This window comes from Nocardiopsis sp. iso_237, assembly GCF_056173345.1.
This window is the reverse complement of the sequence record NZ_CM149669.1, coordinates 4949259-4960938: the sequence shown is the minus strand read 5'-3', so window position 1 is coordinate 4960938 and position 11680 is coordinate 4949259. Positions and strand designations below refer to the sequence as shown.

General features: G+C 68.9%; 10 protein-coding genes. 5 read left to right on the top strand and 5 right to left on the bottom strand.

The window, feature by feature from the left end:
• Positions 1-285: 285 nt before the first annotated feature.
• Together AC0VYM_RS22425 and AC0VYM_RS22420 are read left to right on the top strand one after the other, a co-directional pair.
• A complete protein-coding gene (locus AC0VYM_RS22425) occupies positions 286-783 on the top strand; it encodes an ATP-binding protein (protein ID WP_475455272.1) in 498 nt (165 codons plus the stop codon).
• A 266-nt stretch (positions 784-1049) separates the two neighbouring features.
• Positions 1050-1886 (top strand): helix-turn-helix domain-containing protein, encoded by an 837-nt coding sequence (locus AC0VYM_RS22420; RefSeq protein ID WP_475463171.1) that lies wholly within the window; start codon positions 1050-1052, stop codon positions 1884-1886.
• A gap of 207 nt (positions 1887-2093) precedes the next feature.
• Here AC0VYM_RS22420 and AC0VYM_RS22415 read toward each other — a convergent pair whose 3' ends face one another.
• The 5 genes from AC0VYM_RS22415 to AC0VYM_RS22395 all read right to left on the bottom strand — a co-directional run bounded on the left by AC0VYM_RS22415 (position 2094) and on the right by AC0VYM_RS22395 (position 6943).
• Positions 2094-2327, bottom strand: coding sequence for a DUF397 domain-containing protein (locus tag AC0VYM_RS22415; protein WP_378737396.1), 234 nt, complete (start codon positions 2325-2327; stop codon positions 2094-2096).
• A 342-nt stretch (positions 2328-2669) separates the two neighbouring features.
• Complete coding sequence (locus AC0VYM_RS22410) at positions 2670-3668, bottom strand: metal ABC transporter substrate-binding protein (protein ID WP_475455270.1); 999 nt, start codon at positions 3666-3668, stop codon at positions 2670-2672.
• A 79-nt stretch (positions 3669-3747) separates the two neighbouring features.
• Positions 3748-4419, bottom strand: coding sequence for a potassium channel family protein (locus AC0VYM_RS22405; protein WP_475455268.1), 672 nt, complete (start codon positions 4417-4419; stop codon positions 3748-3750).
• A 40-nt stretch (positions 4420-4459) separates the two neighbouring features.
• Entirely contained in the window at positions 4460-5854 is a 1395-nt protein-coding gene (locus AC0VYM_RS22400; RefSeq protein WP_475463169.1) for a TrkH family potassium uptake protein, read from the bottom strand.
• Positions 5855-6031: 177 nt separating this feature from the next.
• Positions 6032-6943: a cation diffusion facilitator family transporter gene (locus AC0VYM_RS22395; protein WP_475455266.1), complete on the bottom strand. Its 912-nt coding sequence runs from the start codon at positions 6941-6943 to the stop codon at positions 6032-6034.
• 167 nt (positions 6944-7110) lie between these two features.
• Between AC0VYM_RS22395 and cmtR the strand changes: the two genes are divergently transcribed.
• The 3 genes from cmtR (at position 7111) to AC0VYM_RS22380 (ending at position 11644) form a co-directional block, all read left to right on the top strand.
• Positions 7111-7461, top strand: a complete 351-nt coding sequence (cmtR, locus tag AC0VYM_RS22390; protein ID WP_475455264.1) for a Cd(II)/Pb(II)-sensing metalloregulatory transcriptional regulator CmtR — start codon at positions 7111-7113, stop codon at positions 7459-7461.
• Positions 7462-8019: 558 nt separating this feature from the next.
• Positions 8020-11247: an efflux RND transporter permease subunit gene (locus tag AC0VYM_RS22385; protein WP_475463167.1), complete on the top strand. Its 3228-nt coding sequence runs from the start codon at positions 8020-8022 to the stop codon at positions 11245-11247.
• A 217-nt stretch (positions 11248-11464) separates the two neighbouring features.
• Entirely contained in the window at positions 11465-11644 is a 180-nt protein-coding gene (locus AC0VYM_RS22380) for a hypothetical protein (protein WP_475455262.1), read from the top strand.
• The last annotated feature ends 36 nt before the right edge of the window (positions 11645-11680 follow it).

Sequence of the window (11680 nt, the reverse complement as noted above, 5' to 3'; positions counted from 1 at the left end):
GGGAATCCTATCCGCATGCCTACCGGTCGGTACGTGCCCGGGTGGTGGTTGCGCCGCACTTGCGAAACGCTCGGGTAACGCTTCCGCGACAGCTGTTCGATACGTCTCACCTGCGCGCAGGTAATCCTTTCGGGTTCGTGTCCGCGTTTGCCTGCACTTTGCCGGGGCGTGGCCTACGATTGCGTGCAACACCGAGATGCACGTGCATTCGGGTCGTGCACCGGCACGGGCCCTCCCTTTCGTCGGCGGCCCGGCGCGCGAAGCGTCAGTGAGGAGTTGAGGGGCATGGAGTGTGCGGAGGCGGTGGCGAAGCCGACCGGCGCCTGGTGGCTCAGGGTCCTGACCCACGGTTCGCGCCGTTGGAACACCCCGGTCTGCGGTGACCGGCACGACGCCGTCACGTGGACCTTCGAGCCCCGTCCCCGGGCGGTGGCCGCCGCTCGTGAGATTTCCGCGGCCCTGCTCCTCGAATGGCGCATGGAGTACTTGTCCGGTGATGTGGCGGTGGTTGTTTCCGAATTGGTCACCAATGCGGTACGCCACGGTGGACCGCTGGCCTTGACCAGGCAGGGCGAAGCCGGTATTCAGCTGTCCCTCATGCGCAGCGGCGGGGAATTCATCTGTGCCGTTCGTGACGGCGGAGATCGCTTGCCCCACAGAAGGGAAGCGGAGCCCAGCATGGAGGGGGGCAGAGGGCTTGCCCTGGTGAGCGCTTTCGCGCGAGAGTGGGGAGTGATTCCCACACCGCCCGGCGGAAAGTTCGTTTGGGCGCAATTCGTGTGAGTCGATGACATGGGCCCCCTTCTCGGGCGGCCGACCGCTTGGCTGGCCCCGGAGGGGGCTCATCCAGCGGTCCGTCGTCCCGGAGGGGTCGACGGGACCGATCCGTGGGTGCCGCGGGGCGCGGGCTATATCGTGTACGTGTAGTGTCCGGACCGCGCGGCAAAGGGGTTCGGCCGACCCGATACCCTTGTTCGGAGAATGACAGAGAGGCGGCGAAGGTGGATATCGCTCAATTGCGTCAGGGGAGTGGACCCACCGTGCGTCGCATGCTCCTCGGGCACCAGCTGAGGAAGCATCGGGAGCGCAGCGGTCTCACACGAGAGGCCGCTGGCGAGAAGATTCGCGCCTCCGCCTCCAAGATCAGCCGCATGGAACTCGGCCGGGTCGGATTCAAGACCCGTGATATCGAGGACCTCCTGAAGTTGTACGGCGTCACGGACCGGAAGCTGCTCAAGCAATTCCGTGAACTGGCCGCCGAATCCAACAAGCCCGGTTGGTGGAAGGAGTACGGCGACGCCCTCCACAAGTGGTTCATCCGCTACGTGGGCTTCGAGGAGGCCGCCGACCAGATCAGGATCTACGAGTCCCAGTTCGTCCCCGGCCTGCTCCAGACCGAGGAGTACGCCCGCGAGATCATCTCGGGTGGCGTGGACACGGACATGGTGACCGAGCAGCGCATCCAGGCCAGACTCACCAGACAGAAGCACCTGGAAGCCGGGAAGAAGATGTGGATCATCCTCGACGAGGCGGCCGTGCGCCGTCCCATCGGGGGCAGGGAGCGCGGGCCGGAGATCATGGGCGGCCAGCTCCGTCACCTGATCCACCTCTGTGAGAACCACGAGAACGTCACCCTCCAGATCATCCCCTTCGAGGTGGGCGCGCACGCCGCGGAGGCCGGTTCCTTCACGCTGCTGCGCTACTCCGAGTTCGAGCTCTCCGACATCGTCTACCTCGAACAGCTCACCGACGGCGAGGTCATCGACAAGCCCGCCACGGTGGAGGCCTACACCAAGGCCATGACGCGGCTCAGCGTCTCCGCGGCCACCCCCGACGAGACCCTCTCCCTGCTCAAGGACATGTTGAAGGACCTCGAAGGCAACTGACACCGGGACCACAGCCGTCCCCCCGACCGCAGCAGGCGCCCCCGCCCGGCCGGTCCGCACACGTGTGAAGGGCTCCGTCCACGCCGGACGGAGCCCTTCGGTGTTCATGGAGCCCCTGCGGCCTGGGAGAGAGCAAGGGTGAGGCGAACCAGGCCGTGGTTGACGCACCGCCCCGGGGTGCGCCGATCAGGTGCGGCGGAACACGGCCTAGCTGAGCAGGTTGTCGAAGTCGCCGTCCTTGGCGCCCAGGATGAGGCAGTCGATCTCCTCCTGGGTGTAGACCAGGGCCGGTCCGGTCGGGAAGCGCGAGTTGCGCATGGCGATCGAACCGTCGGTGAGGCGGGCCATCTCCACGCAGGCGCCCTGTGAGTTACTGCGCTTGGCCTTCTGCCAGGAGGCCTCGATCAGCTCGGTCGCGCGGATGCCGTTGTGTGCGGTCATGTTCGTCTAGCTCCTTGGTCTCTCTGAGGGGATGTGCGTGCGGATGCACTGCCAGATGCACGTGCAAAAGCACTGACACTCTTCCGAGCATAGCGTGACCATCGCCACTTGTCCTCGCGTTTGTGAGGATGTAAGCGCCATGTAATCGAGATGCGTTGCGGTTATCCCCTCGACCCCCTTTCGTTGCAGGTCAGGCAGGTTGCGGCGGCAGATCCGGCCCGTTTGTGACGATCAAGGAACCGTTCTTGGAAAGGGCGCTCCGATTCGAATGCCCTGTGGTAGCAAAAAGCCCCGCCGGTCATCCGACGGGGCCTGGTTCGGGGGTCTCTCCACCCCCGGAACTCACTCGCAGGAGAGCGCCGCGGTCAGCGCGTCCAGGTTGCCGAGCATGATCGACGGGTAGTCGTCGCCGGGCGACCGGTCGGTCACGCCCTCCAGCGGATCGAGCACCTCCACCCGTGCGCCGGTCTCGGCGGCGATGGTGTCGGCGGTGGCGGCGGGCATCAGCGGCTCGGTGAAGACCGTCGTGATGTCCCGCTCCCGGACGACGTCGGTGATCGCCGCGATCTGGGCGGGGGAGGGCTCGGTGTCGGGGTCCACGCCGCTGACCCCGATCTGCTCCAGGTCGTACCGGTCGGTCAGGTAGCTGAAGGCGGTGTGGCCGACCACCACCTCGCGGTGCTCGCAGGTGGCGAGGCCGGTCTCGTAGGCCTCGCCGAGGGTGGACAGCTCACCGACGACGCGCTCGGCGCCCTCCTGGTAGCGCTCGGCGCCCTCGGGGTCGACCTCGCCCATCCGCTGGGCCAGGGCCTCGGCGGTCTCCTTCATGAGGTCCACGTCCAGCCAGAAGTGCGGGTCGAGGTCGCCGTGGTCGTGCCCGTCGTCCTCGGCGTGCCCGCCCTCCTCCTCGTGGTCATGGTCGTGGTCGTGGTCGTCCTCCGCGTGCTCGTCCTCGCCGCCGGCGGGGCGGAGCTCGACGACGTCGGCCACGTTGAGCGCGGCCCCCTCCGCCTCCTGGCCGATCGCCTCGTCCACGGCGGGCTGGAGGCCCTCGACGTAGAAGGCGATGTCGGCCTCGCTGACCTGGCCGATCTGCCGACCGGTCAACTCCAGGTCGTGGGGTTCGGTGCCCGGCTCGGTGAGCTGAACGACGGCGACGCCGTCACCGCCGATCTCCTGCGCCAGCCACTCCAGCGGGTACACGCCGGTGACGACGGTCAGGTCCGCGTCGGCGGGGGAGATCCCGTTCCCACCGTCCTCACCTCCGCCGCTTCCGCACCCGGTGGCGATCAGGAGTGTGGTGGCGCCGAGGGCGGCGGCTCGCGCGATGGGAGTTCTCATGGACCCATCATCGGGAAAATGAAAACGGTTGTCAATTTGCGCGCTTTGCCGGAACCCTCCCGACCTGCCCGAACCCGGCTCAGGTGGTCTCCGCGAACCGCTCCACGTCGTCGGTGCGCCCCGCCACCACGATCACGTCGCCCTTGTGCAGGACGGTCTCCTGGGTCGCGTAGGTGAAGGAGGCTCCCACCCTCTTCACCGACACCACGGTGATCCCGTACTGCTGGCGCACCCGCGTCTCCCGCAGCGTCCGACCCAGCAGCGACTTCGGCGCCCGGGTCTTGCCCAGCGCGAAGCCGGCGTCCAGCACCACGTAGTCCAGCATCCGCCCGGACAGCAGGTGGGCCACCCGCTCGCCCATGTCGTGCTCAGGCAGCACGACGTGGTCGGCGCCCACCTGTTCCAGGATGCGCCCGTGCCTGCGGTTGGTCGCCTTCGCCCAGATCGAGGGCACGCCCATGTCCACCAGGAGCGAGGTGGCCAGGATGCTCTCCTCCAGGTGGCTGCCGATCGCCACCACGGCCCGCGCGTACTGGGCCGCGCCGATCTGCTTCAGGGCCTCCTCGTCGGTGACGTCGGCGACCACCGTGTGGGTGAGCGCGTCGGCGTAGGTCTGCACCAGACGGGGGTTGGAGTCCAGGCCGAGCACCTCCCACCCGCGGTTGACCAGTTCCAGCGCGAGCGAACTCCCGAACCGGCCGAGGCCGATGACCAGCACGCGTTTGTCGTCGGATCTGTCTCGATGTGGCATGTGCCCTCTCCTCCGGGGAAGTGCTGGGTGCGCCCGCCGCTCAACCGATGATCGGTCGGGCCTCCGCGAGCTCGTATCGGCGGTGCCGGTCGCGGAAGGCCAGGGCCGTCACGAAGGTGACGGGCCCGATCCGCCCGGCGACCATCAGCACCGCCATCAGGTACTGGTTCCACGGCGCGAGCTCGGGTGTGATCCCGGTGGACAGCCCGACCACGCCGAAGGCGGACACCACCTCGAACAGCACCTGCATGAGGTTGAACCGGGTGGCGTACAGCATGAGCACCGTACTCACGGCGACGACGGTCGCGGACAGGAACACCAGGCTCAGGGCCTGGCGGATGACGTCGTAGGGGAGCTGGCGGCCGTAGACGTGCACGCGGTCGTGCGCGCGGACCTCCGCCAGCACCACCAGGAAGATGACGGCGAGGGTGGCGACCTTGATGCCGCCCGCCGTTCCGGCGCTGCCGTTGCCGACGAACATCATCATGACGGTCAGCAGCAGCGTGGAGTCCTGCATCTCGCCGGTGGGCACGGAGTTGAGGCCCCCGCTGCGCGGCATCACCCCGGCGAAGAACCCGTCGGTGATCCTCGCCCACCAGTGCAGCTGCCCGAGGGTGGCGGGGTTGTTCCACTCCATGATGGTGACCAGCACCGCTCCCACGACGAACAGCAGGCTGGTGGTGGTGACGGTGAGTTTGGTGTGCAGGGTCCAGCGGCGCGGGGTGCGCAGCTGGCGGCGCAGTTCCAGCAGCACGGGGAAGCCGATCCCGCCCAGGATCGAGGAGAGCGCGATGGGGAAGAGGACGAACGCGTCCCCGGAGAACCGGATGAAGCTGTCGGGGTACAGGGACAGCCCGGCGTTGTTGAACGACGAGATGGAGTGGAAGAAGCCGGAGTAGACCGCCTGGCCGAAGGTGAGGTCGTAGCCCAGCCACATGCGGGGGGTGATCAGGAGGAAGGTGATCCCCTGGCAGACCAGGAAGATGGTCAGCACCCGGCTCACCAGGCCGCGCACGTCACCGACCCAGAGGGTGCGCACCTCGGCCTGCACGTTGAGCTGCATGCGCAGCCCGAACCGGTGGATCACGGCGGTGCCCAGCAGCGAGGCCAGGGTCATGATGCCCATGCCGCCCGCCTGCATCAGCGCCAGCACCACGCCCTGGCCGAACCCGCTCAGGTCGTCGCCGATCGAGACGACGCTGAGGCCGCACACCGAGAGCGCGGAGGTCGCGGTGAAGAGGGCCTGCTCGAAGGGGAGCCCCCGGCCGTCCGTGGTGGCCCACGGGGTACTGAGGAGGACGGCGCCGACGAGGTCGACGGTCACGAACATCAGCAGGAAGACGCGCGCCGGCTTGAGCCAGACGCGGGACTCGCGCGGCGCGTGCCACTCCGAGCCCCGGTTGCGGTTCCGTGCCGCTCCCCGGAGCGAGCGCAGGCCGCGAACGAGCTGGCGCAGCGCTCTGGGAGGTCGGCGCGCGGGCGGTGGGATCACCGCTGACGTGCCTGGTGGTCGGCGTTGCGTGACACGGACACTCCTCGCTCGGGGACCCGAACAATACTGCCAAAGCCCCCCGCTCCGGGCACGTCGCCCCTCCGTGTGGTGTCGGACCCCTCAGGGGTGCCGGGCGCCCTCGTGGTCGGCGTGGCCGGGCGGTTCCAGCTGGAGGGTGGAGTGCTCCACGTCGAAGTGTCCGGTCAGGCACTCGTGCAGCTCGTCGAGCATTCTCCCGGAGTCGCGCAGGTCGTCCTCCGAGACCACCACGTGCGCGGACATCACGGGGACCCCGGAGGTGATGGTCCAGGCGTGCAGGTCGTGGACGTCGATGACGGCGGGGTGGTTCATGAGGTGTTCGCGGACCTCGCTCAGGTCCATGCCCTTGGGGGTCGCCTCCAGCAGGATGTGGACGGCCTCCTTGAGCAGTGCCCAGGCGCGGGGCACGATGATCGCGGCGATGCCGAGCGAGACCAGGGTGTCCGCCTGCTGCCAGCCGGTGAGCCACACGATCAGGCCGCCCACGATCACGCCGACCGACGCCAGGGCGTCGCTCATGACCTCCAGGTAGGCGCCCTTCACGTTGAGGCTCTCCTTGGCGCCCGAGCGCAGGACGACCATCGCCACGATGTTCATGACCAGGCCGAAGGCGGCGATCACCACCATGCCGAGTCCGGACACCTCGGCGGGGTCGCGGAGCCGGTCGACCGCCTCGACCACGATGAACGCGCACAGGGCGAACAGCACGATCGCGTTGACGGCGGCGGCGAGGATCTCGGCGCGCTGGAATCCGAAGGTGCGTTTGCTGGTGGCCGGGCGTGCGGCGATCCACACGGCGGCCAGGGCCAGGGCGATCCCGAAGGAGTCGGTGACGGTGTGCCCGGCGTCCGCGAGCAGGGCGAGGCTGCCGCTGAAGGCGGCGCCGGTGACCTGAACGACGGCGACGACGAGCATCAGCCCGAGGACCAGCGCCAGCTTCCTGCTGTTGGCGGCCCCGGCGGTGATCGGGCCGTGGTCGTGTCCCGCGCCCATGGGTTCCCTCCTCGGTTCTGCGAACGGTGGTGTCCCCACGCGTCGCGGCGGTCTGCTGCTGCGGGCCCGCGCGCTCGGGCGGTCCCGGGTGTCCGGCCGAACAGTTCAGCCTTCACTGTTTATACAGCGAGGACTGTCTATACAGCAAACGATGTACAATGATTTTCATGTTGACCTCCGAGCAGCGCCTCTCCGCGATCCAGCGTCTCGGCCGCGCCCTGTCCGACCCCACCCGGTGCCGCCTCCTCCTGGCGCTGCTGGAGGGCGCCGACTACCCCGCCGGGCTGGCCGACCGGCTCGGCCTCACCCGACAGAACGTCTCCAACCACCTCGCCTGCCTGCGGGACTGCGGACTCGTGCGGACCCAGGCGCGCGGTCGCCAGGTCAGCTACGAACTCGTCGACGCGTCCCTGGCCCACGCGTTGGAGGACCTCCTCGGTGTCGTCTGGGGCACCACGCAGCCGCACGCGGCCCTGGACTCCCAGGGAGAACCAGGGGAACAGGCGCCGGTCGCCTGAGTCACCGCGGCGCGCCGTCGGGCGTGCCGGGCGCGGGTGAGCGCGCCTGAGGGTTTCGGGGGGCCGGAACGCGACCTGTGATGTCCGTTACAGGAATCCGTGAGTTCGGAGTGCACGAAGACCCACTTCGGGACGGGCGACCACCGACTTTCCGAGGGTGTCCCTAACTTTGGTCGGACGGGACCCTGACAGAAGGCTGACATGTCCCTGAGAGATCCCTGAACCTCCCGGGTTCCGCCCAACTTCCGATATAACGCGACGTATGGTGAGTGGTGCGCCCGGCGGATGCGCAGCCCTCGCGGGCCCCGTACCAGGCGGACGACACCCGCATCCCCCACACCCACGTCCTCGCGGATCGGCACCGAGACCGCACCGGTGAGCGCGCGCTCGACGAGCGAACGCCGCACACCCGGGTCCGGCCGTCCCACACACGGCGAGCTAGGAGCGAGCACCTCTCATGTCCAGACAGGCCCCAACGGCCCCCGGCGCGGAGCACCCCCTCACCCGGGGCTCCGCCCACCCGGTGGAAGGGACGAACGCGTGAACCGCCTTTCGGTCATGTCGCTCGGCAACCGGGCGCTGGTCCTCCTCATCACCTTGGCCGTCCTGCTCTTCGGCGTCCTCGCGGCGATGTCGTCCAAGCGTGAGCTCTTCCCCGAGATGTCCCTGCCGATGGTGATGGTCTCCGCCCAGTACCAGGGCGCCACACCTCAGGTGGTCGAGGGACAGGTCACCGAACCCCTCGAACAGGCCCTCCAGGGCGTGGAGGGGGTCGACACCATCACCTCGACCTCCACCACCGGGTCCGCGCAGATCATGGCGGAGTTCGACTACGGCCGCGACCAGGACGCCCTGGTCCGCGAGACCCAGGTCGCCGTCGACCAGATCTCCGGGATGCTCCCCGACGACGTCTCCACCTCCGTCATGGCCCTGAGCATGGACATGATGCCGGTGATGATGCTGGCCGCCAGCACGGAGAGCGGCGACGAGCAGTCGATGGCCTCCTCCATCGAGAACGTGCTCATCCCGGAGCTGGAGTCGGTCCCGGGCGTCCGCTCGGCCAACCTGTCCGGCGTCCCCGACCAGCGCGTGGAGATCACCCCGGACGAGGACGAGCTCGCCGACGCCGGGATCACCACCCAGGACCTGGCCGACGCCCTGGAGTCCAGCGGCCTGCTCATGGCGGGCGGCAGCATCGACGAGGACGGCCGCAGCCTCAGCGTCACCACCGGTGACCAGCTCACCAGCCTCGACGACATCGAGGACGTGTGGGTGCAGCCGTCCCAGGGCGCGGACCCGTCGGGCGCGATGCCCGGCGCCCCGCCCGCACCGGCGCCCTCGCCCGTGCAGCTCTCCGAGGTGGCCGACGTCGAGATGGTGACCGAGGACGCCTCCTCCATCGCCCGACTGGACGGCAACCCCAGCGTCGCGCTCATGGTCATGGCGACCCCGGACGGCAACACCGTCGAGATCTCCGACGGGGTCCAGAAGGTCCTCGACCAGCAGTCCGACCTGCTCGGTGACGACATCTCCCTGAGCGTCGTCTTCGACCAGGCGCCCTTCATCAACGACTCGATCACCGACATGTTCGAGGCCGGTGCCTACGGCCTGGCCGCATCGGTCATCGTGATCCTGGTCTTCATGCTGTCCATCCGCTCCACGCTCGTGGTGGCGGTGTCCATCCCGGTGTCGGTCCTGGCGGCCTTCATCGGCATGCAGGCGTTCGGGTTCACCCTGAACATGCTCACCCTCGCCGCGATCACCATCGCGATCGGCCGGGTGGTGGACGACTCCATCGTGGTGCTGGAGAACATCCGCAGACACATGGACTACGGCAAGGAACGGATGGCCGCCGTCAAGGACGGTGTCCGCGAGGTCGCCACCGCCGTGGCCTCCTCGTCCTTCGCCACCATCGCCGTCTTCCTCCCGCTGGCCTTCGTCGGCGGCATGGTCGGTGAGATCTTCATGCCGTTCGCGGTGACCAGCAGCCTGGCCCTGGCCGGTTCCCTGCTCGTCGCCCTGACCATCACCCCGGTCCTGTGCTACTGGTTCCTGCGGCCCGCCGAGGTCGGGGACTCCAGCCGCGAGGAGATCGAGCACGCGGCCTACCAGCGCGAGATGCGCACCCCGCTCCAGCGCGCCTACCTGCCGGTCATCCGGTGGATCACCACCAAGCGGAAGGTGGCCACGGTGGTCACGCTCGCCGCCTCGGTGGCGATCTTCGGCGGTACCGCCGTGATGGCCGCCAACTCCGAGACGGACTGGCTGGGCGAGGCCGAGGAGAACACCTACACGGTCATCCAGGAGCTCGAACCGGGCATGTCCCTGGAGGCCGCCGACGCCGAGGCCGTCAAGGTCGAGGAAGCCCTGGCCGGGATGGCCTGGATCGAGACCTACCAGGTCAACGTCGGAGGCAACCCGATGATGGGCGGCGGTGCCGCCGACCAGATCGACTACACGATCACCGCCGACCCCGACACCGACCAGATCCGCAACCGCGACGTCCTGCGGGACACCTTCGCCGGACTCGACACCGAGTACGAGCCGCGCCTGGACTCCACGGGCGGCATGGGCGGATCCGGCATCGAGGTCCGCGTGACCGCCGAGGACCAGGACACCCTGGTCGAGGCGGCCGGGATGATCGAGGACGAACTGCGCGAGATCGACGGCGCGGACGACGTCACCAGCGGTATCTCGGAGTCCCAGCCCGCGCTGGAGGTGCACGTCGACGGCGAGGAGGCCGCCGAGTACGGTCTCAACGAGACCATGGTCGGCCAGACCGTCTCCGCGGCGTTCAACGGCCGTGACGTCGGTGACGCCACCATCGAGCACATCCGCCGCGACGTCGTCGTCCTGGTCCAGGACGCGCCGGGTACCGTGGCCGAGCTCAGGGAGCTGCCGATCACCACGCCCACCGGGCAGGAGATCGAGCTCGGTGACGTGGCCGAGGTCTCCGAGGTCGAGCAGCCGCCGGAGCTCACCCGCATCGACGGTGTCACCAGCACCACGGTGTCGGCCAACCCCACCGCCTCCGACCTCGGCGCGGTCAGCGTCGCGATCACCCAGGCGCTGGACGGCATGGACCTGCCCTCGGGCGCCACCGCCAGCCTCGGCGGGGTCAGCCAGGACCAGACGGAGGGCTTCGCCCAGCTGGGTCTGGCGCTGCTCGCCGCGATCATCATCTGCTACCTGATCATGGTCGCGACGTTCAAGAGCCTGATGCAGCCGCTCATGCTGCTCGTCTCGGTCCCGTTCGCCGCCACCGGCTCGCTGGGCCTGCTGATGCTGACCGGTACCCCGATCGGCGCCGCGGCCCTGATCGGCATGCTGATGCTGATCGGCATCGTGATCACCAACGCCATCGTGCTGATGGACCTGATCAACCAGAACCGGAAGAAGGGGATGGACCTCAGCGAGGCCATCGTCGAGGGCTCCCGGCACCGCCTGCGCCCCATCCTGATGACCGCGGTCGGCACCATCGCCGCGCTCGTCCCGATGGCCACCGGGCTGGCAGGCGGCGGCGCCTTCGTGTCCGCCCCGGTCGCCCTCGTGGTGATCGGCGGCCTGGTCACCTCGACCCTGCTCACCCTGATCCTGGTCCCGGTCCTCTACCAGCTGGTGGAGGTCCGCCGTCAGCGCCGTGAGGCCAGGTCTGCGGCCCGCCAGGAGCGGCGCCGCGCCAAGCGCCGGGCCCGCGCCGAGGACAGGGCGTCCAGCGACGGCCCCACGGCCGAGGGCGACGCGGGAGAGGTCCCGGAGAAGCAGGACACGGCCACCGGAGGCTAGCTCCGGAGCCATAAACCCAGGAGGGTGCCCCGCGCGGTCCACGTGCGGGGCACCCTCCTCCGCGTTCCCCGAGGCTCCGGGACGGGTGGGGGACGCGAGGGGCACGAAGCCGTCGGCTGAGCGCAAAGCCCTGTGAATCAGGGGATCCAGGGCCCTTCCTCTGTGTCACCGGTATGTCGATTTGTGCTATCCGCGCAGTCCAGGCAGGCTTCCTCACATGGATGATTCGAAGAAGAGCCTGGACGACCTCGTCCGCGACGAACTCGGTGACGAGCCCTCCCAGGAGGCCAAGGACTACGCGCGCGAACTCTACGAGCGCTACCGGCTGCCCGCCACGGACACCGGTGCGACCCCAGCGGACCCCAAGGGGGCCGCTCCGACCACGGCCGAGGAGTAGGACCGCACACGCCCCCGGCACGGCGACGCACGGACC